Genomic DNA, 25,208 nt, shown 5'->3' on the forward strand with positions numbered 1-25,208 from the left:
GTGCGGGGGCGAGCCGTCGGGGCGGGCGACTCGGGCGTCGCGGGCGACTCGGGGAGGCGGAGGTCGGCGGTGTCGACGAGGGTCATCGTGTCCGCCTCCTCCGCACCGCCCTGATCGGGACGACGACCGCTCTGCTGGCCGTCCTGGTCGCGGCGGCGCTCCTGTTCCACGCGTCCGGCGGACGCTGGTTCATCGTGCAGACGCCCTCCATGGGCACGGCCGCTCCGGTCGGCACCCTCGTCCTCACCGAGCCGACGGCCCTCGAGGACGTCCGGGTCGGCGACGCGGTCAGCTTCCACCCCACCACCACGCCCGACGAGACCTACACCCACCGGGTCGTCGAGATCGCGGACGACGGCACGCTCCGCACCCAGGGCGACATCAACGGAGCCGTCGATCCGTGGGCCACCGGCCAGGACCAGCTCATCGGAGTCGTCACCACGGCGCTGCCGGTGCTCGGCTGGCTCGTGCGCGGCCTGCCGCTGCTGATCATCGGCGCCGTCCTCGTGCAGCTGCTCACCCGCTTCATCGCCTCGCCCACCCAGCGGGCGTCGATGCGGATCCTCGGCCTCTCGCTCGTCGCGTCCGTCACCGTCTTCGTGCTCCGCCCGCTGGTCGGCATCGTCGTCCTCGAGGCCACCGTCGACAGCGGCACGACGAACGCCACGCTCGTCTCGACAGGCGTCCTCCCCATCCGCGTGAGCGCCGAGGGCGCCGACCCCGTGGACCTGGTCTCCGGACAGGTCGGCCGCCTGCAGATCCCGGCGCACGACGGAGACGCCTACGCCCTCTCCTCCGCTCTGCACCTGCCGTTCTGGGGCTGGGTCCTCTTCGTCCTGCTCTGCGCGATCCCGGTGCTCTACACGGTCTTCGTCGGCCTCCCCGGGGAGCCGGAGCGGACCGCCGAGCGCGGCCGCCGCGCCGCCCGCGAGGAGGAGACGGCATGAGCCGGCACCGCCTCTCCTCCGCCTCGCCGGCCGCGCGGCTGCGCACCCTCCTCGCCCGCCCGAGGTCTGTCGTCGCCGCCCTCGCCGCCGCCGCCCTGGCCGCCGTGCTGCTCACCGCCCCTGCCACCTCCGGCGCGTACACCGCCTCGATCCTGAACTCGACCAACACGGTCGGCAGCGCCGCCGCGTTCTTCACCTGCGACGGCGCCCTCGCCGCCGACCGCGGGGCCGCGCTCTTCTCCTACACGCTCGCGCAGCCGAGCGGATCGACGACCGCGCCCGACACGGACTCCGGCCAGTACCCGGGCACCTACCGCTCCACCAGCCTCTTCCCGACCGCGATGGTCAGCTCCGCCGCGACGCCCAAGGCCTGCCCGCGCGACGCGGGCGGCTCGTGGACGCCGAACGGCACCAACCAGTACCTGAGCACGCCGCTGGAGATCAGGAACCCCGGCACCTTCAGCACCGAGATCTGGTTCAAGACCACGAACGCCGGCGGCAAGCTCTTCAGCTTCAGCGCGGGCGCCACCGCTCCCGGCGGCCAGTACGACCGCCACACCTACATCGGTGCCGACGGCAAGCTCGTCTTCGGCGTCTACAACGGCGCCGCGCAGACCATCACGAGCACCCGAGCCGTCAACGACGGGCTCTGGCACCACGTCGTCTCCACGCTCTCGCCGACGGCGGGCATCGCGCTCTGGGTCGACGGCGTGAAGGTCGCCTCGAACAGCACGTACCGCACGGCCGAGAACACGACGGGCACCTGGAAGATCGGATACGACAGCCTGGGCGGCCAGTGGCCGAACGTCGGCTCCTCGTACTTCGGCGGGAGCCTGCGCTACGCCGCGGTGTACTCGACGGTCCTCACGCCGGAGCAGATCCAGACGCACTACACGGCAGGACGCTGAGCGAACGGCCCGGTCGGCGGCGCCTCCGCAGCCCTAGGGTGAGCGGATGAGCACCCCCGCCCTCTCTCGCCGCGCCCGCTTCCACCAGCGGTTCCTCGTGGAGGAGCGCGTGATGGCCCCGGAGGCGCGCCGCGGCCTCGACCGGGCCGGCTTCGGCCTCATCGGCGTCGGCGTCGTCCTCTTCGCGGCCTTCACCGCGCAGGTCGCGAGCGGCACCGGCCTCACCGTCCTCGATCCGGTCGTCGCCGAGTGGTTCCGCGAGAAGCGCTCCGCCGAGGGCACGGTCGTGATGGACGCGCTCGCCACCGTCTTCGGGCCGGTCTACCTGCCGGTCATCATCCTGGCGGTGCTCGTGCTCTGGTTCGTCCTCGCGCGGCACCTCTGGCGGCCGATCCTCCTGGCCGGCGGCATGCTCGTCGGGATGCTCAGCGTGCAGCTGGCCGCTCACCTCGTGATGCGGATGCGCCCGCCGGTCGAGTACATGCTGCTCGGGCCCGACGGGACCTTCTCGTTCCCCTCCGGCCACGTCACCGGCGTGAGCGACTTCTTCCTGATCACCACGTTCCTCCTCGCCTCCCGCCGCTCCTCCCGGAGCTGGATGATCGGGGGCTTCGCGCTCTCGCTCGGGATGATCGCCGGCCAGATCGTCGCCCGGCTCTACCTCGGCTACCACTGGCTGACCGACACGCTCGCCTCGGTGTCGCTCGCCCTGATCGTGCTCGGCTCGGTGATCGTGATCGACACCCGCCGGACCGCGGTCGTGCGGGGCCACGCGGACTGACCGGCGCGGCGCCTCCCTCTGCGGCGAGGAGCCGACCGCGGGAGCAGGCCCTGTCGTCAGCCCCGGTCGGCCGGATCCTCCTCGGTGACGATCGGCACCGGCTCCGTCACGCCGATCGTGCTGACGATCGGGACGATCCCGGTGCGGGTGAACGGCTCCTCGGCGGCCGGCGCCGGCTCGTCGGGCAGCGGTGCGGGGTCGACCGCGGCCGGCGCCGACGGGTCGGACGCCGTGAGGCCGGATCCGCTGCCCGGCGCCGTGACGACCTGCGCGGTGTCCGCCTGCCCGGCCTCGGCGCCGTCGGGGTAGAGGACGTCGGCGGCGAGGGCCTGCTCGATCCCGCGGTCCCGGCGGGTCCGGGCGCGGACCGGCGCCACCGCCCGCACGATCGGGGTGCGCAGGCGGCGGTAGGCGATCCGGCCGAGCGTGACTCCGCCGGCGAGGCCCAGCGCGATCATGCCCGCCTGGAGCAGGAGCTCGATCCCGGCGCTCGGGCCGGCGTTCGAGGTGAGGCCGAGGACGCCGCGGTAGAGGGTGAGGCCGGGCAGGAGGGGGACGATCGCGCACGCGGTCGTCACCACGGCGGGCACCCGCATCCGCTCGGCCAGCATCTCGCCGAGCAGGCCGATCGCCAGCGCCGGGAGGGCGTTGGCCATGAGCGGCGCGAAGCCCGAGGTGGTCAAGGAGTCGGAGACGAGGAACGCGCCGGCTCCGGTGAGGGCGGCGATGAGCGTGGGCCGCGGCGGGGTGTGCGACGAGAGCGCCCAGGCGCCGGCCGCGACCCCGGCACCGAGCACCTGCACAGCGGCAGGCCAGGGGCGGGCGTAGGAGTCGACCAGCACCAGCTCGACCCCGAGCGAGCGCGCGCCGTCGAGCACCACGGCGATCCCGACGACGATGCCCAGCGTCAGCAGCCCGACCTCGAGCAGCCGGCCGCCCGCCGTGATCGGGAACCCGTTGATCGCGTCGTCCGCCGCTCCCACGAACGAGAGCCCGGCGAGGAGCACGACCACCCCCGACGCGACGACGAGCGCGGGCGGCAGTACCGCCAGCTCCACGGGCAGCCGCGGCACGACCGCGAGCAGCACCACCGCCACTCCGGTCGCCACCGCGGCACCGGCGATCTGCTGGAAGAAGGCGGGCAGGCCCCAGCGGGCGAGCAGCTGGTTGACCAGGTCGATCGCGGCGGCCGTCGCGGCGGCGAGGAGCACGACGAGGGGTCCGCCCCCGAGCAGGAGCGCGACGCCCGCGGCCATCAGCGCGAGCGTGAGGGTGACGACTCCGCGGCGGTAGCGGTGCGGCTGGACGAGGATCGCGTCGAGCCGGTCGTGCGCGGCCTCGAACTGGTGCCGGGCCTCCTCGCGGGCCTCGGCGGAATCGACGGCGTCGGCGACCCGCACCTCCGGCGAGCCCTCGGTGATGGCGGTGACGAGCGCCGTCACGCGGGCGAGCCGCTCGTAGTCGGCGCTGCGGGAGGGGACGACGCGCAGCACGCTCACGCTGGGGGAGTCGTCGCCTCCGTCGTGCACGACCAGGATCGACGTGAAGGTGAGGTCGACCTGGCACTCGATGCCGTACGCGCGGCACACCCGCTGGATCGTCTCGGTCACCTCGGCGGCCGCGGACCCCAGCGAGAGCAGCGTCTCGCCCAGCCGCACGGCCAGCTCGAGCACTCCGCGGACCGTCTGCTCGGCGAGGAGCGCGCGCTGCGCTCGACGGCTCACCGGGGCCGCGGGCCGCTGCCCGCCGAGCTTGCCGACGACCTGCTGCAGAAGACGAGGAGAGCGCACCGTCCAGGGTAGGCACGCGGGGGCCGGTCCGGGGACGGGTTGCGCCGGCTTTCCCGCGGATGTCCGAGCAGCAGTCCTCAGAAGCAGGCGAGCACCCGGGTCGTCAGCCAGAGGGCGGCCTCGAGCTCGGTGTGCAGCTCCCGGCCGAGGGCGAGCCAGCGCTCCTCCGCCTCGGCGCTCCTCCAGCCCTCGAACACGTCGCATCCGGACGCCCAGAGCTCCTGCCAGCGGAGCAGCGGTCCGTGCAGGGCCTCCGGGACGCCGATCGCACCCGGATCGTCGATCGGGCCGTCGACCGCCCAGAGCGGATACTCCGCGCAGTGGTCCGGGTACAGGCGGAGGTCGGCGAGCCGCCCCTCCCGATCGGCCCGCGCGCGGGCGAGGGTGTCCTCCTCGGTCGCGAACGGCGGGACGATCCACTCGATCTGCGTGACGGGATCGACGACTCGGCGTTCCACGGCTCCTCCTCCGCTCCTCGATGCGCGCACGACGGTAGCAGGGCCGTTCCGCGCCGCATCGGAGGGGGCCTGCCTACACTGGCGAGCGACTGCGTCCGCGAACGGGCGGGCGGGGCGAGGGGTGGGAGCGCATGAGGGTTCACGAGCGCGCGGTGCGGCACGGGCGGCTCCGGCGGCGGTCCGGGGTGCGGACAGTGGTGGTCGGGATCGCGGCGGTGGTCGGCGTCCTCGCTGTCAGCGCCACCTCGCTCGTGGCGATCGCGACGGTGAGCATCAGCCGGAACGTCGCCGACAACGCGGTCGACCTCGGCGTCGCTCCTCCCACCGCCGGGAACGTGCAGATGGGCGCGGTCGAGGGCGGTTTCGACGTCCTGGTGGTCGGCACCGACAACGACGCCACGCAGGGCGACACGTTCGGCGTCCGCGACGACACGCTCAACGACGTCAACATCCTGCTCCACGTCTCGGCCGACCATCGCAGCGCGACGGTGATCAGCTTCCCGCGCGACCTGATCCTGGACCGTCCCGCCTGCACGGACCCCGAGACGGGCGTCGTCACCGAGGCGGCCGCCGGCGTCCCGCTCAACTCCGCGTTCCAGTACGGCGGGCTCGCCTGCGTCAACGACACCCTGCAGCAGTTCACCGGCCTGACGGTGCCCTACGCCGGCTGGGTGTCCTTCAACGGCGTCATCGAGATGAGCAACGCCGTCGGCGGCGTCCCGATCTGCCTCACGGGTCCGATCCTCGACACCGACTCGGGACTCGACCTGCCCGCCGGCACCTCCACCGTCTCCGGGTCCATGGCCCTCTCGTTCCTCCGCAGCCGCCACGGCGTCGGCGACCAGAGCGACCTCAGCCGCATCTCGTCGCAGCAGCAGTACCTGGCCTCGCTGATGCGCACCGTCCGCTCGGCCGACACCCTCTCGAACATCCCCGCCCTCTACGGACTCGCGCAGGCGACCTCGTCGAACGTGCACCTGTCGACGTCGCTCACGAGCCCGGCGACGATGATCTCGCTCGCCCTCGCGCTGAAGGACGTCGACCTCTCGAAGATGGTGTTCGTGCAGTACCCGGCGCTCGACGACCCGGACTACCCGGGCAAGGTCGTGCCCAACGCCGAGGTCGGGGCCGAGCTCATGAACCGCGTCCTCAACGACCAGCCGGTGACCCTCGCATCCGACGCTCCGGCGGAGGAGGCGCCCGCGGCGGAGGCGCCCGCGGACGGCGGCGCGGCTCCGACGGATCCCGCTCCCGTCGCCGTCGACGCTCCGGGCCAGACCGCGGCGGAGGAGACCTGCGCGGTGCCGTCCGACTGACCCGACGGGTCTCGCGACGGCGAAGGCGCCCGGGCGGTGTGCCCGGGCGCCTTCGTCGTGCGTGGTGCGCGGCCGTCTACGCGCGGCGGCGGCGCACCGTCAGGGCGAGACCGCCGAGGATGCCGAAGGCGGCCAGGGCGAGCGGCGCGGTCGTCGAGACGCCGGTCGAGGCGAGGACGGGGCGGTGGCCGCCCGTCTGCGCAGCGGGTCCGGAGCCGGCCGGGTGCCCTGCAGGCGCGGCGCCGACAGGGTGCGCCGTGACCGCGGCGACCGCGGCGGAGCAGTCGGCCTCTCCGGCGATCGGGTCCTCCTCCGTCAGGGTGTAGTCGTAGGAGGTGCTCGCCACGAGACCGCTCGACGTGCCGCGGGCGATGACGCAGTAGATCTCGCTCGCCGGGTCCTGCAGCGGGTACTGGCCGAGGGAGATCAGGCTCCAGCCGAGCGCGTCGACGCCGACCTCGAGGCTCGAGCCGCCGCCCGTGAGCGTCTGGCGCGCACCCGAGGTCGAGAAGACGCCGATCGAGACGGTCTCGTCCGCGCCGAAGCCGAGGAGAGCGCCACCGCTGGTGGGCTGTCCGTCCGCCGGGGCGGGCTCGGGCGAAGCCCCCTGGGGCCAGATCCGGATCGCGGTGCGCGAGGGAACCTGCTCGAGCGACGACGTCACGGAGCGTCCGCTGGTCTCTCCCGCGGCGGTCACGGAGAAGGTGCCCAGCTGGTCCGCCATGGTGTCGGCGTCGAGCAGGACGAAGGCCTCGCCCGAGAGCGGGGTCGGCGCGGGGGGCACGAGGGCGGAGGTGCTGCCGTCGGGCGCGGTGAGCGTGACGGACACGTCCTCGCCGCGGTCGAATCCGCGGAACGAGGCGACGACGCCGTAGATCCGGAACTCACCGACCTGGATGTCCGCACCGGCCGGGAGCACCCCGCCGTCCTCCCGGTTCTGGAAGGCGACGCTCGTGTCGGGCTGCGTCACGGTCAGCTCGACGGCATCGGAGGCGACACGGGCGCCCGAGGCGTCGAGTCCCTCCGCGACGACGGAGATCGTCTCGCCGGGGAGCGGGAGGTGGGGGTCCACCGCGACGCCGTCCGCGTCGGTGGGGAGCCAGTCCTGGAGGCGGAGCTCGCCGGAGGCGGTGATCACGCTGGTGGTGACGGCCTCCTCCGAGGCGCCGTCGCGGAGCACGACGACGGCGACGGTGCCGGGCTGGAAACCGGTCCCGGACACGTCCAGGCCGCCGGCCCAGCCCTCCGCCGAGGGGATCGCGGAGAACGCCGAGCCCGCTTCGTAGGTGGTGCGGTCGAGGGCGATCGCCAGGGGCGACTGCGCGCTCTCGACGGGCGCGATGGTCGGAGCCGGAGTCGAGGCCGGGGTCGAGGCCGGCTGCGGCGTCGCCGTGGGCTCCGGAGTCGCGGTCGGCTCCGCGGTGGGAGCCGGCTCGGCCGGTGCGGGGCTCGAGGCGGCGTCAGGGACGACCTCGGTGGCCAGAGCGACGGACGGGAACGCGAGCGCCCCCAGCAGTGCCGCAGTGGTGATGACGGTGACGCCGTGGCGTCGTCGCGCAGAGCGCACGATTCCTGCTTCCTCCGAGCCGCTGATCGCGGTCGGCTTCCCCATGAGCGGGGGACGCTCGCCCCCTGTCGCTGAGTGTGTCCTATGCGGAACCTCAGCCGGTGCCGGATTCTGCAACGATCCGATCACGCCGCGCGGCGCGAGGTGACGGTCCGGTCACGGGCGCGCACTGCGACCCGGACAAGCCGGTGGGCGACGCTCCCCGGGGGGTCCTCAGACCGGCGGCACGACCAGCAGCACCACGCCGATCGCGGCGCTCATCGCGGCGACCACGCACCAGCGCTCCGCTCGGGTCCCCGCGGGACCGCGCGTCCGCGCCACGGCGCCGAGACCGATCGCGAGCACGGCGATGCCGACCTGCAGCGCCACGGTGGTGCGGATCAGCGTCCAGGCCTCGAAGGCGCTCGCTCCGGTCGATCCCGTGGCGAGCAGCGGCACTCCGCCGACGCCCGCCGGCACCAGCAGCAGGCCGGATCCGATCGCGAGCGCCGCGACCAGGTGGGCGAGCACGTCGTCCAGCGCGGTCCGTGGGGGCGCGCCGACCGGCCCGAGAGCGGCGGCGCCAGGCCTCATCGCGACAGTGCGGATGTGCATGGGGCGAGCGTAGGCCCGGACCGCACCCGAGCGGACCCCCTGCGGAGGCCCCTGTCCGGTGGGCATTCCGGAGGAGGATCGGCGCTGAGCGAGTAGTCGAGGGCCCCGCCCTCCGGTCGCTCGTCGACGCCGTCCGGGCGGCTCGCTTCACGCCCGTCAGTCGCTGCTCCCGGTCCAGGTCCCTTCGATCACCTGGATCAGGTCGTGCCGCTCATCGGGGCCCAGATCCGGTTCGAACTCGACGACGAGCCGGTCCGACCGGTAGACGTCCCTCGTGTTGTACACCGTCGCCTGGCGCGCGAGATCGAGGGAGTGGTAGCGGTGGATCGACGCCCCGGGCCCGTCGACGCCCTCCACGCACCCACGACGATCTCCGCAGGCCCCCCTGCTCGGAGCGGCAGCGCGCTCGAGTCCGTCCAGCTCCGCGCGGGTGACGTCCCGGATCGTGATCCTCGATCTCGAGTCGTCGAGGAGGAGCCCCGCTCCGAAGACGGCGGCTCCGCCGACGACGGCCCCGACGACGAGACCCGCAGCCCCGAAGACGACGGCGGTCCGGCCGACCGTTCCCGTGGCTCTGCTCGTCGCTGTCATGGAGGTCCTCTCTTCGGCCGGCTGCTCGGGCGGACGGCGGAGTGCCATCGCATCCGGAGAACCTCCCAGCGCTCATCGGCGGAGTCAAGAGCGCACACCTCGATGGCAGGAGATGTGGCGCGATCGTCGACGCAGAGGGTGCAGCAGCAGGCTCCGCATCCGCCCGGCGCCTCCGCCTCAGGCGCCGTCTCGGGCAGGATCAGGGGATGCGCCTGCAGACCCTCATCACCGGATCCGGACCGCGACACGTCGGGCTGGTGCACGGTCTCGGCGGGTCGGCGGCGACCTGGGGGCCGCTCGTCGAGCGGCTCGTCGCGACCGGCCGTCACACCGTCACCGCCGTCGATCTGCGCGGGCACGGCGAGAGCCCGCGGGCCGAGTCGTACCGGATCGACGACATGGCCGCCGACCTGGTCGAGACGCTGCCGGCAGGGCTCCACAGCGTGGTCGGCCACTCGCTCGGCGGCGCGGTGCTGCAGCGTGCCGTCGCCGGACTCGCGCCCGGCCGGGCCGTCTACCTCGATCCCGGGTTCGCCCTGTCGCTCCCCACGAGCGGCCTGCGCGGACGGCTGTTCTGGGCGGCACCGCTGCTGTCGCTCGGCGTCGCCCAGCTCGGGCAGGCGCGGGCGAGCGCCGCGGTCCGCGCCGCCTACAGCCCGGAGATCCGCGCGCTGCTCGACGACGCGAAGAAGAGGTTCGACGCGCGGATGGCCGTCGGCGTGTTCCGGGACGTCGCCTTCCACCCGGTCCCGGTCGAGGCGCCGGCGGTCCCGTCGACGGTCGTGCTCTCCGACCAGTCGCCGGCGGTGCTGCCGGACGCCCTGGCCGCGCGGTTCGAGCAGCGGGGCTGGCAGGTGCGCCGGCTCCCGGGCGTGCACCACGACATGCAGCTCGAGGACCCGGACGGGACGTTCGCCGCGATCGCGGACGTGCTCTAGCCGCCCCCTCCGCGGGTCGGGCGCCGGGGAACGGGGATTCCGGGTGCATCCGTGCCTCGCGGATCGAGACGGCGGGCGATCCCGGAGGCCCGCCCGCCGTCCTCCTGCGCCCGCGGTCAGCGGACGGTCGTCGCGGCGGTGTCGGCGTTGCTCCGGATCGACGGGTCCGGCGTCCTGACCGAGAACGCGGCGGCGAAGGCGGTCGCGGTGCCGGTGCCGGTGGCCGTGACGGTGATCCGCTCGGTGACGGTCCGCCCGTTCGCGAGACTCGAGCGCGGGAAGATCACGATGCTCCCGATGCGGCTGTACGAGCCCGTGGCGGAGACGAACTGCACGGTCGGGGGGAGGACCACCTTCGAGAAGACGGACGCCGACGTGGAGGGTCCGGCGTTCTTCGTGATGAGCGTGTACGTGAACGTCCTCCCCTTCACCGCGGTGGTCGGAGCGGAGACGTCGACGCGCAGGTCGGCCCTCGTGGTCGCCTTCTGCGGAGAGACGGTCAGCGTGCTCGCCGCCTCGACGGTGCCCGCCGGGTTCACCGCGCGGAGGGTGAAGCCGTACGTCCCCGCGGTGGTCGGGGTGCCGGTGAGGCGGCCTGAGCCGTCGAGGGCGAGCCCGGGAGGCAGAGTGCCCGACGCGACGGTGACGACCGGCGCCGGGGATCCGGTCGCCGTGTACGTGAAGTCGTAGGCGGAGCCGACCACGCCGGCCGCGGCCGTCCCCGAGAGGGTCGGAGCGGTCGCCGCCGGTCCGACGGTGAGGGTGTGGGGCGCGCCGGTGGTGGTGCCGAAGGTGGTGCGGGCGGACACGGTGAAGGAGGACGCTCCCTCGACGGTCGGGGTGCCGGAGAGGACGCCCGCGGAGGTGAGGGTCAGGCCGGCCGGGAGGGACCCGGAGGCGAGCTCGAACGTCGACGCGCCGCCGGTGGCGAAGGTGTAGGAGAAGGGCGCTCCGAGAGGCGCCGTCGCCGGAGGGGCGTCGGCCGTGAAGACGGGCCGAGCGCCGAGGGCGAGGCTGTGGAAGCTGCCGCCGGACACGGCGGTGGCGCCGGTGAGTCCCGCCGGCACGGAGGCCTCTCCGAAGCCGTCGTAGCCCCAGGCGGTGACGGTGCCGTCGCGGCGCACAGCGAGGCTGTGGTACCCGCCGGCGGCGACGGCGGTGACGTCCGCGAGGCCGTCGGGGACATCGGACTGGCCGTCGCTGTCGCTGCCCCAGGCGACGACGGTCCCGTCCGAGCGCAGCGCGAGGCTGTGAGAGGCTCCGGCGGAGACGGCGGTGACGCCGGTGAGTCCCGGGGGCACGTCGGTCTGCCCGAAGGCGTCGTATCCCCAGGCGGTGACGGTGCCGTCGCGGTGCAGCGCGAGGTCGTGGAATCGGCCGGCGGCGATGGCGACGACTCCGCTGAGCCCGTCCGGCACGGTCGCCTGGCCGTAGAAGTCGTATCCCCAGGCGGTGACGGTCCCGTCGCCGTGCAGGGCGAGGTTGTGGTAGCCGCCGGCAGCGATGGCGGTGACGTCGGCGAGCCCGTCCGGCACTGTGGCCTGCCCGTCGCCGTCGTCGCCCCAGGCGGTGACGGTCCCGTCCCTCCGCAGGGCGAGGCTGTGGTTCACGCCGGCGTCGACGGCGACGACGTCGTCCAGACCGGTCGGCACGGTGGCCTGCCCGCTGCTGTCCTCGCCCCAGGCGGCGACGGTGCCGTCGCTGCGCAGGGCGAGGCTGTGGGAGCCGCCCGCGGCGATCGCCGTCGCGTCGGTGAGCCCAGCCGGCGCAGTGACCTGCCCGCTGGAGTCGTCACCCCAGCCGACGACACCGGTCGCAGCGGGAGCCGCGGCGACCGCGGACAGGGGAGCCGTGGTCCCGAGGAGGAGCGCGACGGTCGCCGTCAGCGCGAGCAGGTCGAGCGCCGGCCGAGGCCTCGTCCTCCGCTCAGGGGTCGAGCGGGCCGTACCGGCGTCCGGGTCGGTCGGGCGGGAGGCGGAGGGAGAGCGCATGCTGGAGCCTTCGATCGGGTCGACCGTGGGCGGCCGTCTCCGAACAGTGGCACCCGGTCCCACCGCCGACAACAGCCTCTAGCGGACATGTCCGCAACAGGGCAGGGGCCGGTGCGCGGAGGATGCGTCGGCCTCGGAACGGGCCCGCGGAGCATCCCCCACCGGTGCCGGGGCCGGTCCCGACGGATCGCGCGCAGGCGTCTCGCGCGGACCGATCGCGGCGAGACGTTCTCCTCCCGGCCACCCGTGCCGGACGCCCCGGCCCCTACCGTGGCCGCATGACAGCAGCGGAGTCAGGACGTCCCGGAGCCCGAGAGCGCAGCTCGAGCCGGATCCTCGCGGCCGGCGCTCTGATGCTCGCCTGGGCCGGGCTGCAGCAGCTCGCCGCCGTTCAGCGCTGGGCCGTCGCCGGGCCGATCCTGGGCGAGCAGGCGATCGAGGACCACCGGTACGACTACTCGTGGCCCTCCGATCCGTGGGAGAACGTCGGATCGGCAGCGCAGCTGCTCGGGATCGGGCACCTCCTCGTCGCTCTCGCCGTCCTCGCCGCGGTCGGTCCGGGACGGCCGCGCCCGGTCGCGGTGATGCGGATCGTGGTCGCCGCGTCGTTCGGCTGCCTCGGCCTGCACGCGGTCCTGTCCGGGATCCTCGGAGCACCGACGATCCTGCAGGCGATGCTCCCGGCGGTCCTGCTGGGTCTGGCCGCACCCGCCGGCCTGCTCGTCCTCGCGGTCCTCGTGGCGAGGACGTCGCCCCTCCGCGCCGCGTCCTTCGTCCTCCTGATCGGATCGACGCTGCCCGGCTACCTCGTCGCGACGTTCGCGATCGCTCCCGCGCTCGTCGGCTCCCAGTCGTACGACACCACGCCCTGGACGGAGTCGGTGGTTGCCGCCTCGGTGGCGCTCGCCGGGGCGGCGCTCCTGCTCGAGGCGCTGATCCGCTCGATCGTGCATCGCGCGGGGGCCGTGCCGCGTCGCGAGTCGCCGGGAGCCGACGCGTCCTGATCGAACGGCGGGCTCACCCGGCCCGCTCGGTCGTGCCGATCCCCCCGGACGCGAGGAAGGGCCGCCCCGAGGGACGGCCCTTCCCGCGACTCGTCGGCCCGCGCTCCTCCAGAGGAGCCGGGCCGACGAGTGCTCAGTGCTGGCGGATCTTGTCGATCAGCTTCCCGCCGAGGTCCTTGACCTTGTCGGTGATGGGGGTGCTCGACTTCGGGCGCTCGGTGACGGTGAACGGCAGGGTGATCGCCTTGCCGGTCTGGTCGCCGGTCACCGTGACGCTGTAGTCGCCGGGCGTGGTGGGCGCCTTCGCCGTGACGGTGAGGCCGCCGCCGGCGAGGTCGCGGGTCGCGGTGCGGTCCGTGAAGAGGGGCGCGGAGCCGATCAGCTGCGTGTCCCCGTTGAAGCCCTTCGCGGTGAGGGTGACGTCGGCTCCGGGGGCGAACGACGAGCCGGAGAGCTCGGCGGTGGCTCCGAAGCTCATCGAGCGGATGTCGCGGTCCACTCCGAGCGCGTTCGTGATGGTGAAGAACGTGTCGGTCTGGTCGGTGAGCCCGGCGACGTTCGCCGCGCCCGGCCCGTAGGCGGCGATGCGCAGCTGCGTTCCGGTGTGCTGCTGCGATCCGCCCTCGGCGGCGGTGCCGTACGACACCTTCATGGTGCTGCCGTCGGCGGTCTTCAGCGCGGTGCTGAGCGAGGTCGGCGGGGTCGAGTCGACGATCTGGCTGGAGTGGGCGTGGTCGGCGGTGACGATGACGAGGGTGTTCCCGTCCGCCTCGGCGAACGCGAGCGCGGCCTGGACGGCCTCGTCGAGGTCGACGGTCTCGCCGATCTGGCCGCACGCGTTCGCGGCGTGGTCCTGCTTGTCGATGCTCGCGCCCTCGACCTGGAGGAAGAAGCCCTTGTCGCCCGTGTCGAGGAGGTCGATCGCCTTCTCGGTCATGGAGCGGAGCGTCGGCTGCTCGGCCGGACGGTCGGGGTTCGCGGCGCAGGTCTGCGGGGCGGCGTCCGCTCCGCCGACCGTCGCCGGGGTGGGCGCGTAGCGGACGGGCAGGTTGCCGGAGTTGAACAGTCCGAGCACGGGCGCGTCCTGGTCGGCGACGGTCAGCGCGTCGAGCTGCGCGGCGGTGGCGGGAGTCGTGGCGTCCCCGAGCACCTGGAAGCCGCGCTCCGCGGCCTGCTGGAACAGCGGCTCGCCGCTCCAGTCGCCGGCGCGGGCGACCTGCGCGAAGCTGGCCGAGCCTCCGCCGAGGGTCAGGTCGGCGCGGGTGTCGAGGATCTGCTCGCTGATCGAGCCGAGTCCGCCGTTCTCCAGCGCGTCGTCGCCGCAGCTCGCGCTGTCGGGTCCGTAGCAGCTGCGGGCGTCGACGTGGGCGGCCTGCACGGCCGGGGTGGCGTCCTGGATCTCGGCGGTGGTGACGTTGCCGGTCTTCAGGCCGTTCGCCTTCGCGATCTCGAGGAGGGTGTCCTTGCGCTGCTGGTCGATGTCGACCGAGATGGCGTTGTCGTAGGTCTTGGTGCCGGTGGCCCAGGCGCTGCCGGTGGCGGCGGAGTCGGGCACGTAGTCCGGGGCGCCCTTGACGGCGCCCGCCGCCGGGTCGTCCGCGCGGTAGAGCGAGTAGGTCGTGTACTGGCCGGTGATCGGCAGGGCGTCGATCCCGGGGAAGCGGCCGGCCGCTCCGTACTGGTAGTTGCGAGCGACGGTGATCTCCGAATCGCCCATGCCGTCCCCGATGAGGAGGATGACGTTCTTCGCGTCCTGCTCCTTCACCGCCGCGCGCAGCGAGTCGGAGAGGTCGGCGTCGACCGGGGAGATGCGGGCGGCTCCGCCGGTGGCGGAGAGGTCGGCGGCACCGACAGCAGTGGCGGCGCCGGGTGCGGCCAGGGCGGCGGCGCAGACCAGAGCAGCGGCCGAGAGGGCCAGAGCGGAGCGTCCGCGGTTCGCGGAGCGGAACAGTCGTGTCACGTCGTGGACTCCTTGAGAGGTGAGACCCCGGAAAGGGGCACGCTCATCTCACTCCTCATCGCCGCATCGGTGGGTGAACGGTGATGCATAGCTGAGTGAACTTTCCGACGAGGGCTCTCGGCCCCGGCGGCCCGCCGGAGCGTCCTGCCGACCGGCGTCCTGCCGACCGGCGCTCACCGGGAGCGTCGGTCGGCAGGGGCGCGGTCGCCGGAGCCTTTCGGGTCAGCGCTGGACGAGCGGGACGGCGATGTCCGTGACGTCCGCGCCGATGGCGCCGAGCGGAGTCGCCGTGCCGTTCAGCAGTCCGATCTCGTAGAGCGACCCGTTGACGGCGGCGAGGCCGACCGAGCCGATGGAGCTGCCGTTGCGGAGGACGGAGTAGATGTCGAAGCCGGTCGCACCCGCTGCGTCGAGGCCGAGCTTCCCGGTCGGCGCCAGGGTGCCGGCGTTGGCCGGGGACTGGATGGCGATCTGGTCGAGGGCCGTGTCGAGGACGAACAGGGTGGTCGCGCTGTTCGCGTCGAGGTCGTTGTTCGTGTACGCGGCCCCGGCGACACCGGTGGCCACGGCGGGCGCGGCGTAGCTGAGCGTGCCGTCGGCGACCGTCGCGGCGCCCGCGGTGGCGAACGGCTGACGGAGGTTCTGGCCCGTGTCGCTGACCACGCGGAGCGCGTTGGCGGCGGGGTTGAAGTCGACGCCGAAGGAGGTGCCGCTCAGCGCCACGGTGAGACGGGTCACCTGGGTGGCCGCGCCGGTGGACGGGTTGATGGAGTAGACGCCGGCGCTCGCCGCGTTGTCGCCGACGCCGTAGAGGGCGCCGTCCTGGACGCGGTAGTCGATGCCGATGAGCGCGGTGTCGCCGCCGGTCAGGCCGCTGACGGCGACGCGGTTCGTGACCTTGCCGGGCTTGGTCGGGTTGAACTGCACGAGCTTCGTGCCGCCGTCGGAGAGTCCGACGACCCGCAGCTTCGCCGCCACGGAGCGGACCGCGTTGATCAGGTTCCTGTCCGACGCGCTGCTGGAGTCGCTGGTCGCCGCGGCCGGAGCGACGCTGCTCGCACCGGCGAGCACGGGTGCCACCGCCATCACGCCCGCGACGGCGACAGCTGCGATACCGACTCTGATGTTCCTGGTCATCGTGCACTCCTCGAGACTTGCGGTCGCCGGAGATCGGCGGCTCGGAGGGGGATACCGTCCGGAGCGCGCGAGCGTTCATCCGATCCGGAGATCCGTGCCCCGTCACTCCAGAGAGCCGTCGGCGAACCGGCGGAGCGCGGCCGCGTAGCGGTCCGGGTCCCGGTGGTCGCTGTCGGTCAGGAGCAGCACCGAGCCGGAGACGGCGCGCGTGTACTCGCCGCGGCAGGGGAGGGTGACCACCGTCCTCAGTCCGGCCTCCCAGGCGGGGACGAGGGAGCCGAGGCAGCGCCGCTCCGGGGCGGCGTCCAGCGGGACGTCCCGCGCGTCCATCCGGGCGGACCGCAGCTCGTCGTGCCAGGCGCGGAACGGAGCTCCGAGGGAGTCGTCGCCGAAGCGCTCGCGCCAGCCGGGGCCGCGAGCGAGGTCGAGGAGGCGTGCGCGCTCGAGCGATCCGTCGGCGGTGCTGGAGAGCTGCCGGAGGAGCGGGCCGGTCTCGACCGCCAGATGCTCGACGCAGTCCTGCCACAGCTGAGGCCAGGCGCGCTGCTCGTCGGCGCCGGGCTCCGCCGACCCGACCCGTTCCGGGGACCGCTCGAGCGGCGGCGGCCCGTCGCCCGCCGGAGTGAAGCCCCACGCTTCGCGGATCCAGAGGAGCTCGAGCAGCGCCGCGGGGTTGTCCTCGACCGTGATGACCATCTCCGACGGCCAGGGGTCGCCGGGAAGAGGACGGGATGCGCGCATGAGAGGAGCTCCTTCCGAGGGGATGAGGTCGGATCGTGCCGGAGAAGGCTCCAGGGAGGCTGGACTCGCGTCGGCCGACGCGCCACTCCTCCGGGCGCCCAGCGGCGTCCCCGGTGATCGTCCCCGCGAGCGGTCCAGGACGGCGCCGAGCGCCTCCCGAATGTCGGTGCCCCCGACCTACACTCGGACGCGTTCGAACACACGTTCGATGAGACGAGGAGGGGGCCGACCATGAGCGTGACCGTCGTGGAGCGCATCGCGACCCCGGCCTCGGACGCCGTCGCCGTCATGTTCCTCGTCACCAGCGAGGCGGTGGCGGCCGGATTCCCGTCGCCGGCGCAGGACTACTTCGACGGGTCCCTCGACCTCAACGACCACCTGATCCGCGACAGGACGTCGACGTTCATCGTCCGCGTCTCGGGCGAGAGCATGGTCGGCGCGGGCATCAGCGACGGCGACGAACTCGTGGTCGACCGGTCGATCACGCCGACGCACGGGAGCGTGGTCATCGCGATCCTCGACGGCGAGCTGACCGTGAAGCGCCTCGAGCTGCACCCCGGGCGAGTGGTGCTGCGGGCCGAGAACCCGGAGTACCCGCCGATCCACGTCGCCGAGCTGAGCGACCTCCAGGTGTGGGGCGTCGTCACCGTCTGCCTCCACCGGCTGCACCGTGCGCTCTGAGCGGCGCATCGCCCTGGTCGACGTGAACTCGTTCTACGTCTCCTGCGAGCGGCTGTTCGATCCGAGGCTCGCGGGCCGCCCGATCGTCGTCCTCTCGAACAACGACGGCTGCGTGGTGGCGCGCTCCGACGAGGTGAAGAGGCTCGGGATCGAGAACGGCACGCCCTGGTTCCAGATCGAGCCGCTCATCCGCTCCGGTTGCCTCCCGGAGGTGATCGCCCGATCGAGCAACTACGAGCTGTACGGCGAGCTGTCCGCGCGCGTGATGGAGCTGCTGGGCCGCTACTCCGCCTGGCAGGAGGTGTACTCGATCGACGAGTCCTTCCTCGGCGTCGACGGCGACGTGGCGGAGCGGGCGAAGATCGGCCGGGCGATGCGGGCGGCCGTCGCGAAGAACGTCGGCCTGCCCGTCTGCGTCGGATTCGGGCCGAGCAAGACGCTCGCGAAGTTCGTCAACAAGGGCGGAGCGAAGAAGCACCCGCGCCTGGGGGGCGTCTGCGACACCGACTGGTACACGCCCGAGCAGCTCGACGCGCTCATGGCCTCCCAGCACGTCACCGAGCTGTGGGGCGTCGCCGGCCGCACAGGGAAGCGCCTCGCGGAGCTGTCCATCCACACCGTCCGCGACCTCCGCGACGCGGACCCCGCGCTGATCCGCAAGAAGTTCTCGGTCGTCCTGCAGCGCTCCGTCTACGAGCTGCGCGGCGTCGACTGCATCCCCCTCGAGGCCGCTCGCACCGTCCGCGACCAGCTGATCTTCTCCCGGTCGTTCGCCACTCCCGTGACGACGATCGCGGGCATGGAGCAGGTGCTCTCCGTCTACGCGCAGCGCGCCGCCCACCGCCTCCGCGCTCAGGAGTCGGTCACCAGGACGATGAGCGTGTTCGCGTCGACGTCGCCGTTCGCGGACGCGCCGTACGAGTCCGCCGGCGGCCTGGCCGGCTTCCCCGTCCCCACGGACGACCCGGTGGCGATGGTGAGGGCCGCGATCGGCACCCTGCGCCCGCGGCTGCGGGAGGGCGCGCGCTACGTGCGGGCCGGCGTCATCCTCACGAACCTGTCGCCTCGGAACTCCCACGCGCTGCTCGAGATCTTCGACACCGCCTTCGACACGAAGGGCCTCGGCGCCACCATCGACGCCGTGACGAAGCGCCACGGCCGGTCCGCGGTCGGCCTCGGGCTGGCGGGCATCCGCACGGGGCCGGTGTGGACGATGAAGCGCGACGCCCTCTCGCTCCGGGCGACGACGCACTGGGGCGAGCTGGCGACGGCCCACGCGCGGTGAGCCCGCCGGCGGGGAGATCGGGTCATCCGACGCGTAGGCGCCCGGGGCGCTCTCGGGCAGGCTCGTCGCCATCGACGGGTGTCGGTGCGGGGACGGCGGGAGGACCCATGGCCGAGAGCTGGCAGGACGCGTCGGTGCGGGGCGTCGCGATGATCGAGAACGAGCTGGTCGTGCGCGACTTCCTCGAGGTGTGGAGCGCTCGCGACAGCCGCCAGCTCATCCCGTTCCTGCATCCGGAGGTCGTCTACAGCGCGTCGAGTTCGCAGGAGATCGCGGGGCGGGCGCGGGTCCTCGAGATGTGCGACGAGGTCCACCGGGCGTTCACCGAGATCCGGATCGCCCTCGTCACGATCGCCGTCGCCGGCAGCGTCGTCCTCACCGAGCACGCCCTGCACCTCCGCTCGGACACGGGGGAGGGCCACTGGCTCCGCTGCTTCGGGAGCTACGAGCTCCGCGGCGAGCAGATCGTCACCTGGCGGCAGCTCCATGGGTGAGGGCCGCGCGTGACGGCGGTGACCGGCCCCGCGCGCCTCAGGCTCGCCCTGGTGCTGCTGGCCATCGCCTCGGGCGCGACCGACGCGTTCGCGTTCCTCCTGCTCGGCGGCATCTTCACCGCGAACATGACGGGCAACCTGGTGCTGCTGGGGCTGTACCCCCGCTCCGCCTGGCTGGCGACCGCGGCCGGAGCGGTCACGGCGATCGTCTTCTTCGCCGGAGCGGTCTACGCCGGGTTTCGAACGACCCGGGCGCGCACGCCGTCGACCGGCGACGGGAGACGTCCGCTCCGCTCGATCGCGCTCGTGGGGGTCGTCCTGCAGCTCGCCGTCGCGGTCGCCTGGCCGACGGTGCAGGGCGGCACGTCGCTGCTCGTGGACTGCGCGTTCATCGCGACCAGCGCGGCGGCGCTGGGGCTGCAGACCGTGCTCGCGAAGCGGATCTCCGGCGCCGCCGGCCTGACGACCACGTTCGTCACGGGCACGCTCACGAGCCTGATGCAGGAGCTCGCCGAGCGCTCGTCCGGATCGAGGACCCTCCAGGCGCTCATCGTCGCGAGCCTCGCGGGCGGGGCGGTCGTCGGAGCGGCGACCGTGACGCTCGCCCCGGCCTGGGCCCCGACGCCGGCCCTGGTGCTCTCGGCGCTCGCCGTCGTGCTTCTCTTCGCGCACCGCGCGCGAGCCGTGCCCGCGGGAGCGGAGCCCGGGGCCCCGCGTCCCGCGTGACCGGAATCAGGCGTCGAGCGCCCACTTCGGCCGGACCCAGTGGCAGGTGTAGCCACCGGGGTGCTTGCGCAGGTAGTCCTGGTGCTCCTCCTCGGCGTCCCAGAACTCGCCGGCGGGCTCGACCTCGGTGACGACCGGTCCGGGCCAGCGGCCCGACGCGTCGATCTCGGTGATCGTCTGGCGCGCGACCCTCTCCTGCTCAGGCGTGAGGAAGAGGATGACGGAGCGGTAGGCCGTGCCGATGTCGTTGCCCTGACGGTTCTTCGTCGTCGGGTCGTGCACCTGGAAGAAGAACTCGAGCAGGTCGCGGTAGGAGAGCTGCTCGGGATCGAACTCGATCTCGACCGCCTCCGCGTGGTCGCCGTGGTGGCGGTAGGTCGCGTTCGGCGTGCTGCCGCCCGCGTACCCGGCGCGGGTGCTGAAGACGCCCGGCATGTCGCGGATGAGCTCCTGGAGCCCCCAGAAGCATCCGCCCGCGAGGATCGCGCGCTCCTCGGCCATCAGACGCCTGCCTTCGTGTCGTGCGCGGACTCGCGCGGAGAGATCATCATGCGGGCAAGTCCATCACGACCGGGGACGTCGCGGCGAGCGTCGGACGACTCTCGGAGCAGACCGTCGGCGGGGGAGCCGAGCGTGTCCCGCCCGAGCGCTCCGTCACTGCGATCGGTACGCCGCCGGAGATGCACCGGTGGGAACGAGTCATCTGACCGGGTCGCTCCGGGTGCCCCCGTTCCTACGCTCGTCGGTACAACCGAGGAGAGAGCGGAGCCGACCATGGAGCAGCCGAACGTCGAGACGCGCAGTGCACGGCGGGTGATCGAGACCCTGACCGCCAACGGCGTGAAGTACGTCTTCGGGATCCCGGGAGCGAAGATCGACGCGGTCTTCGACGTCCTCGCCGACGAGGGGCCGGAGCTGATCGTCTGCCGGCACGAGCAGAACGCCGCCTTCATGGCCGCCGCGGTGGGACGGCTCACGGGCAGCCCGGGTGTCGTCCTCGTGACCTCCGGCCCCGGCACGACCAACCTCGCCACCGGCCTGCTCACGGCCAACACGGAGCAGGACCCGGTCGTCGCGCTCGCCGGGGCCGTGCAGCTCTCCGACCGCCTCAAGCGCACGCACCAGTCGATGGACGCGGCCGCCTTCCTCACCACCGTGACGAAGTACACGGTCGAGTCGACGGATCCGGACGACGTCTCGGAGGCGGTCAGCAACGCCTTCCGCGCCGCTGTCACCGAGCCCCGAGGCGCCGCGGCGGTCGTCCTGTCGGCCAGCGTGATGGCCGCGCCGACCTCGCAGGTCATCACCCGGGCGGCCACGGGGCCGACGAGCGGTCCGGCGCGCGCCGAGGACCTCACGCACGCCGCCGACCTGATCAACACCGCGGAGCGGCCCGTCCTCCTCGTGGGCCTCCGCGCGTCGGAGCCGGAGACCGTCGCGGCCCTGCGGGCCCTGATCAGCGAGACGGAGCTGCCGGTGATCGAGACGTTCCAGGCGGCCGGCCTCGTCTCCCGCGAGCTCGAGGACCACTACCTCGGCCGCGTCGGCCTCTTCAAGAACCAGCCCGCCGACCTCGCCCTCGCCGAGTCCGATCTCGTCGTCGCGATCGGCTACGACGCCGTCGAGTACGACCCGGTGATCTGGAACAGCGACGTCGACCGCCGGATCGTCCACATCGACTCCGTCGACGCCCCGCTGGACAACCACTACCTGCCGGCGCTGGAGCTGAAGGGCGATCTCGCGCAGACCGTCGCGGCCCTCACGCCGCTCGTCTCCGGCCTGCAGCTCGACGAGGACGCGGCCGACCGGGTCGCCCGGCACCGGAGCGAGCTGGAGCGGATCGACGACGCGGCGCGCACGGCCGAGGCTGCTCCCGGGACCGTCGATCCCGCCCGCCTCGTGCTCCTGATGCGCGACCTGCTCTCGGACGACGCCACCGTGGCGTGCGACATCGGCTCGAACTACATCTTCATGGCCCGGCACTTCCGCGTGTACGAGCCCAAGCACCTGCTCTTCTCGAACGGGCAGCAGACCCTCGGCGTCTCCTTCCCGTGGGGCATGGCGGCGAGCCTCCTGCGCCCCGGGACCCCGGTGGTCTCCGTCTCGGGTGACGGAGGGTTCCTGTTCTCCGCGACGGAGATCGAGACGGCGACGCGGCTCGGCCTCTCGTTCACGCACGTGATCATGCGGGACGACACCTACGACATGGTCGGCTTCCAGCAGCTGCTGAAGTACGGCCGCAAGTCCGGGGTCCAGCTCGGCGACTACGACATCGAGAAGTTCGCGGCGGCGTTCGGCGCCACGGGCAGGCGGGTGAGCGGCCTCGCCGAGTTCGAGGAGGCCTTCCGCGCCTCCCTCGCCGAGCCGGGCGTCTCGATCATCGACGTCGCGGTGGACTACAGCCGCAACGTCGACATCGCCGCCCACCTGGTCGAGGACGCCTTCGAATGAGCACGCACACGGTCGACTCGACCGACGACTACGCGATCTACCAGAGCTCGACCATGGCCGCGCTGCTGGCCGGGGTCTACGACGGGGACCTGACGATCGGCGAGCTGCTCACCCACGGCGACCTCGGGCTGGGCACCTTCAACCACCTGGACGGCGAGATGGTGATCGTCGACGGCGTCTGCTACCACCTGCGCAGCGACGGCTCCGTCCAGGTCGCGGACGGCGACGACCGGACGCCCTTCGCCGCCGTGCTGCCCTTCCACGCGACCACGACGTTCACGGTGGAGGAGCCGACCGGTCTCGCCGGCCTCACCCGGCTGATCGACGACGCGGTCGACGGCGGGAACATCCCCGTCGCCCTGCGGATCGACGGCCGGTTCACCGAGGTCCGAACCCGGACCGTGGGCGCGCAGACCGAGCCGTACCCGCCCCTGATCGAGGCGACCGCCCACCAGAGCGTCACCGGCATCGCCGACACCCGCGGCACGATCGCGGGCTTCCGCACTCCGCAGTTCGAGCAGGCCGTGTCGGTCCCCGGGTACCACCTGCACTACGTCGACGACGCCCGCGAGAAGGGCGGGCACGTCCTCGACGTGACCGTGGCCGAGGTGACGGTCTCGCTCACGACCGTCGCCGGACTGCACCTCGCGCTCCCGGAGACGGACCAGTTCCGCCGGGCGGACCTGGCGATGAAGGACATCGCGGCGCAGGAGGCGCGAGCGGAGGGGTGAGGCGGGCGGGACCTCCGGGGAGACGGGCCGGCCGCGACACGTCTCCCCGAAGGCCCGTCAGGGCGCGAGCTCCTCGCGGACGATCGCCGCTCCCGCGCTCAGCGCGCTGAGCTTCCCCCAGGCGAGGTCGCGGGGCAGCGGCGCCATGCCGCAGTTCGTGCTGGGGAGGAGCAGGTCCGCGTCGACGAACCGGAGGGCGCGGCGCAGGGTGTCGGCGACCTCCTCGGGCGTCTCGACGGTCCCGCTCGCCACGTCGATCGCTCCGAGCATGACCTTCTTGCCGCGGACGAGCTCGATCAGCTCCATCGGCACGTGGGAGTGGTGGCTCTCCAGCGAGACGATGTCGAGCGAGGACTGCTGGAGGAGCGGCAACGACTCCTCGTACTGCCGCCACTCCGACCCGAGGGTCGCTTTCCAGTCGGTGTTCGCCTTGATCCCGTAGCCGTAGCAGATGTGCACCGCGGTCTCGATGCGGAGTCCCTCCGCCGCCCTCTCCAGCGCGGCCACACCCCAGTCGTGCACCTCGTCGAAGAAGACGGTGAAGGCGGGCTCGTCGAACTGGACGATGTCGACTCCGGCGTCCTGGAGGGCTCGCGCCTCCTCGTTGAGGATGGTCGCGAACTCCCACGCCAGCTTCTCGCGGCTCCCGTAGTGCCGGTCGGAGAGGGTGTCGATCATCGTCATCGGGCCGGGCAGCGCCCACTTGATCGGCTGATCGGTCTGCTCGCGCAGGAACCGGGCGTCGTCGGCGAACACGGGCCTCTCGAGCCCTACGGCGCCGACGACGGTCGGCACGCTCGCGTCGTACCGGTCGCGGATGCGCACCGTCTCGCGCCGCTCGAAGTCGACGCCCGTGAGGTGCTCGATGAACGTCGTGACGAAGTGCTGCCGGGTCTGCTCCCCGTCACTGACGATGTCCAGGCCCCGGTGGTGCTGCTCGTGGACAGCGGCGCGCAGGGCGTCCTGCTTGCCCTCGGCCAGGGCGTCGCCGGTCAGCCGCCACGGGGACCACAGGGTCTCCGGCTGCGCGAGCCACGACGGCTTCGGCAGGCTGCCGGCGATCGAGGTGGGCAGGAGCGGGGGGGCCGTCGAGGATCCGCGCGCGCTCATCGGACCGCTCCCGCGTACCCGGCGGCCCACTGCCGCAGACGCTCCCCGTGCGGCTTCATGAGGTGCTCCTCCGCGAACCGCCCCTGCTCGACCGCGAGCCGGCCGCGCTCCTCGCGGTCGTAGGAGACCGCGGGCCGCACGTAGTCCTGCTGCTCCAGGTCCGGCCGGTAGACGTCGGCGGCGGCCGAGCGCGCGCCGTAGATCTCGGGCCGGTAGATCCTCTGGAACGTCTCCATCGTGCTGATCGTGGCGATGAGCTGGAGATCCGAGTAGTCCTCCAGCAGGTCGCCGCCGCAGTAGAACGCGAGCGGCGCCGTGCTGCCGGGCGGCATGAAGAAGCGGACCCCGAGGCCCATCTCCGAGAAGTACCGGTCGGTCAGCGAGAGCTCGTCCTGCCGGTACTCGACGCCGAGGACCGGATGGAGGGTCCCGGTGCGCCGGTACGTCCTGCTCGTCGAGACGCTGATGCAGATGACGGGCGGCGTCGACGAGAGCTCCGCGTACTGCGCGGAGTCCCGGAAGTGCTGGAAGAGCGCGCCGTGCAGGACGCCGAAGTCGTCGGGGACGGTGAAGCCGGCCTGCGCGGCGTTGACCGCCGGCAGCCGCACGCTGAAGTCGTGGTCGCGGAGGTAGGAGGAGAAGTTGTTCCCCAGTGTCCCCGGCTGACATCGGCCGGTGCGGCGGTCGAGGATCCGGGTGCGCAGGACCTCCAGCAGGGGGAACTCCCGGTCCTCGCCGTCCGCGGTGAGCCGCAGCCCGACGGAGACGATGTCGAGCCCGACCGTGTAGCGGCCGCGGCTCGGATCGTCGCCCGGCACGAGATCGTTCAACCGGTCGTCGATCATCCGCAGCGCGGTCCGGAGGTTCTCCCGGCGGCGCTCGCCGCGGGCCAGATTCGCGAAGTTGGTGGTGATCCGGGAGCTCTGGGCCGGCGAGTAGTCCTCGTCGAAGGGGGTGAGGGTGATGCTGAAGGCGGGTTCGTTCGTCATGATCGGCCGATCGGTAGG

The 25,208-nt window shown here is 73.0% G+C and carries 24 protein-coding genes; 12 read left to right on the forward strand and 12 right to left on the reverse strand.

All coding sequences use genetic code 11. From position 1 onward, the window contains the following. From C5B98_RS16760 to C5B98_RS01295, 3 genes are all read left to right on the forward strand, one after another. Positions 1–947 (forward strand): S26 family signal peptidase (locus C5B98_RS16760; RefSeq protein WP_104327177.1); only part of this gene is annotated, 947 nt, incomplete at its 5' end. Continuing rightward, on the forward strand, positions 944–1,855 hold the full coding sequence (locus tag C5B98_RS01290; RefSeq protein WP_104223320.1) for a LamG domain-containing protein: 912 nt from the start codon (positions 944–946) through the stop codon (positions 1,853–1,855). The genes C5B98_RS16760 and C5B98_RS01290, both read left to right, overlap by 4 nt. A gap of 46 nt (positions 1,856–1,901) precedes the next feature. Next, positions 1,902–2,636 (forward strand): phosphatase PAP2 family protein, encoded by a 735-nt coding sequence (locus C5B98_RS01295; protein WP_104223319.1) that lies wholly within the window; start codon positions 1,902–1,904, stop codon positions 2,634–2,636. Positions 2,637–2,692: 56 nt separating this feature from the next. Here C5B98_RS01295 and C5B98_RS01300 read toward each other — a convergent pair whose 3' ends face one another. Beyond that, the gene (locus C5B98_RS01300) at positions 2,693–4,426 is read right to left on the reverse strand and encodes a threonine/serine exporter ThrE family protein (protein WP_181065422.1); all 1,734 of its coding nucleotides are present in this window, start codon (positions 4,424–4,426) and stop codon (positions 2,693–2,695) included. A 77-nt stretch (positions 4,427–4,503) separates the two neighbouring features. Then, positions 4,504–4,884, reverse strand: a complete 381-nt coding sequence (locus C5B98_RS16765) for a hypothetical protein (protein ID WP_104324363.1) — start codon at positions 4,882–4,884, stop codon at positions 4,504–4,506. Between the two features lie 131 nt (positions 4,885–5,015). On the opposite strand from C5B98_RS16765, the gene C5B98_RS01305 reads away from it, so the two are divergent. After that, positions 5,016–6,200, forward strand: coding sequence for an LCP family protein (locus tag C5B98_RS01305; RefSeq protein ID WP_146076854.1), 1,185 nt, complete (start codon positions 5,016–5,018; stop codon positions 6,198–6,200). A 76-nt stretch (positions 6,201–6,276) separates the two neighbouring features. On the opposite strand, the gene C5B98_RS01310 is transcribed toward C5B98_RS01305, so the two are convergent. The 3 genes from C5B98_RS01310 to C5B98_RS01320 all read right to left on the reverse strand — a co-directional run bounded on the left by C5B98_RS01310 (position 6,277) and on the right by C5B98_RS01320 (position 8,952). Beyond that, positions 6,277–7,767, reverse strand: a complete 1,491-nt coding sequence (locus tag C5B98_RS01310) for a hypothetical protein (RefSeq protein ID WP_146076855.1) — start codon at positions 7,765–7,767, stop codon at positions 6,277–6,279. Positions 7,768–7,980: 213 nt separating this feature from the next. Beyond that, positions 7,981–8,361: a hypothetical protein gene (locus C5B98_RS01315; RefSeq protein ID WP_146076856.1), complete on the reverse strand. Its 381-nt coding sequence runs from the start codon at positions 8,359–8,361 to the stop codon at positions 7,981–7,983. A gap of 156 nt (positions 8,362–8,517) precedes the next feature. Continuing rightward, positions 8,518–8,952: a hypothetical protein gene (locus C5B98_RS01320; protein ID WP_104223313.1), complete on the reverse strand. Its 435-nt coding sequence runs from the start codon at positions 8,950–8,952 to the stop codon at positions 8,518–8,520. 206 nt (positions 8,953–9,158) lie between these two features. Between C5B98_RS01320 and C5B98_RS01325 the strand changes: the two genes are divergently transcribed. Beyond that, the gene (locus C5B98_RS01325; protein WP_104223312.1) at positions 9,159–9,890 is read left to right on the forward strand and encodes an alpha/beta fold hydrolase; all 732 of its coding nucleotides are present in this window, start codon (positions 9,159–9,161) and stop codon (positions 9,888–9,890) included. Positions 9,891–10,006: 116 nt separating this feature from the next. Here C5B98_RS01325 and C5B98_RS01330 read toward each other — a convergent pair whose 3' ends face one another. Next, positions 10,007–11,881, reverse strand: a complete 1,875-nt coding sequence (locus tag C5B98_RS01330) for a DUF11 domain-containing protein (protein WP_104327178.1) — start codon at positions 11,879–11,881, stop codon at positions 10,007–10,009. Between the two features lie 278 nt (positions 11,882–12,159). Here C5B98_RS01330 and C5B98_RS01335 point away from each other — a divergent pair, with 278 nt between their 5' ends. Further along, on the forward strand, positions 12,160–12,885 hold the full coding sequence (locus C5B98_RS01335; protein WP_146076857.1) for a hypothetical protein: 726 nt from the start codon (positions 12,160–12,162) through the stop codon (positions 12,883–12,885). A gap of 133 nt (positions 12,886–13,018) precedes the next feature. On the opposite strand, the gene phoA is transcribed toward C5B98_RS01335, so the two are convergent. The 3 genes from phoA to C5B98_RS01350 all read right to left on the reverse strand — a co-directional run bounded on the left by phoA (position 13,019) and on the right by C5B98_RS01350 (position 16,723). After that, the gene (gene phoA, locus C5B98_RS01340) at positions 13,019–14,845 is read right to left on the reverse strand and encodes an alkaline phosphatase (protein WP_308471262.1); all 1,827 of its coding nucleotides are present in this window, start codon (positions 14,843–14,845) and stop codon (positions 13,019–13,021) included. A 222-nt stretch (positions 14,846–15,067) separates the two neighbouring features. Continuing rightward, positions 15,068–15,982 (reverse strand): DUF4394 domain-containing protein, encoded by a 915-nt coding sequence (locus tag C5B98_RS01345; protein WP_219813767.1) that lies wholly within the window; start codon positions 15,980–15,982, stop codon positions 15,068–15,070. A gap of 102 nt (positions 15,983–16,084) precedes the next feature. After that, a complete protein-coding gene (locus tag C5B98_RS01350; RefSeq protein WP_104327180.1) occupies positions 16,085–16,723 on the reverse strand; it encodes a hypothetical protein in 639 nt (212 codons plus the stop codon). 288 nt (positions 16,724–17,011) lie between these two features. On the opposite strand from C5B98_RS01350, the gene C5B98_RS01355 reads away from it, so the two are divergent. From C5B98_RS01355 to C5B98_RS01370, 4 genes are all read left to right on the forward strand, one after another. After that, entirely contained in the window at positions 17,012–17,404 is a 393-nt protein-coding gene (locus C5B98_RS01355; RefSeq protein WP_258063416.1) for a LexA family transcriptional regulator, read from the forward strand. Further along, positions 17,394–18,689 (forward strand): Y-family DNA polymerase, encoded by a 1,296-nt coding sequence (locus C5B98_RS01360; protein ID WP_104327182.1) that lies wholly within the window; start codon positions 17,394–17,396, stop codon positions 18,687–18,689. The genes C5B98_RS01355 and C5B98_RS01360 overlap by 11 nt, the downstream gene beginning before the upstream one ends. Positions 18,690–18,796: 107 nt before the next feature. Further along, positions 18,797–19,183, forward strand: coding sequence for a nuclear transport factor 2 family protein (locus C5B98_RS01365; protein ID WP_104247117.1), 387 nt, complete (start codon positions 18,797–18,799; stop codon positions 19,181–19,183). 9 nt (positions 19,184–19,192) lie between these two features. Then, complete coding sequence (locus C5B98_RS01370) at positions 19,193–19,909, forward strand: YoaK family protein (protein WP_104317870.1); 717 nt, start codon at positions 19,193–19,195, stop codon at positions 19,907–19,909. 6 nt (positions 19,910–19,915) lie between these two features. Here the strand turns inward: C5B98_RS01370 and msrA are convergent, their stop codons facing one another. Further along, positions 19,916–20,410 carry a peptide-methionine (S)-S-oxide reductase MsrA gene (gene msrA, locus C5B98_RS01375; protein WP_104317869.1) on the reverse strand — a complete coding sequence of 165 codons (495 nt, stop codon included), beginning with the start codon at positions 20,408–20,410 and terminating at the stop codon, positions 19,916–19,918. A gap of 273 nt (positions 20,411–20,683) precedes the next feature. Between msrA and alsS the strand changes: the two genes are divergently transcribed. Together alsS and budA are read left to right on the forward strand one after the other, a co-directional pair. Next, the gene (gene alsS, locus C5B98_RS01380) at positions 20,684–22,360 is read left to right on the forward strand and encodes an acetolactate synthase AlsS (protein ID WP_104255917.1); all 1,677 of its coding nucleotides are present in this window, start codon (positions 20,684–20,686) and stop codon (positions 22,358–22,360) included. Continuing rightward, a complete protein-coding gene (gene budA, locus C5B98_RS01385; RefSeq protein ID WP_104226545.1) occupies positions 22,357–23,091 on the forward strand; it encodes an acetolactate decarboxylase in 735 nt (244 codons plus the stop codon). The genes alsS and budA overlap by 4 nt, the downstream gene beginning before the upstream one ends. Before the next feature lie 57 nt (positions 23,092–23,148). Here budA and C5B98_RS01390 read toward each other — a convergent pair whose 3' ends face one another. After that, on the reverse strand, positions 23,149–24,201 hold the full coding sequence (locus tag C5B98_RS01390) for a methionine synthase (protein WP_104317875.1): 1,053 nt from the start codon (positions 24,199–24,201) through the stop codon (positions 23,149–23,151). Next, the gene (locus C5B98_RS01395) at positions 24,198–25,190 is read right to left on the reverse strand and encodes a putative oxygenase MesX (protein WP_104327183.1); all 993 of its coding nucleotides are present in this window, start codon (positions 25,188–25,190) and stop codon (positions 24,198–24,200) included. The genes C5B98_RS01390 and C5B98_RS01395 overlap by 4 nt, the downstream gene beginning before the upstream one ends. Positions 25,191–25,208 lie beyond the last annotated feature (18 nt).

Origin of the sequence: Rathayibacter sp. AY1A5 (genome assembly GCF_002930875.1) — a bacterium.
In the GTDB taxonomy this organism is placed as follows: domain Bacteria; phylum Actinomycetota; class Actinomycetes; order Actinomycetales; family Microbacteriaceae; genus Rathayibacter.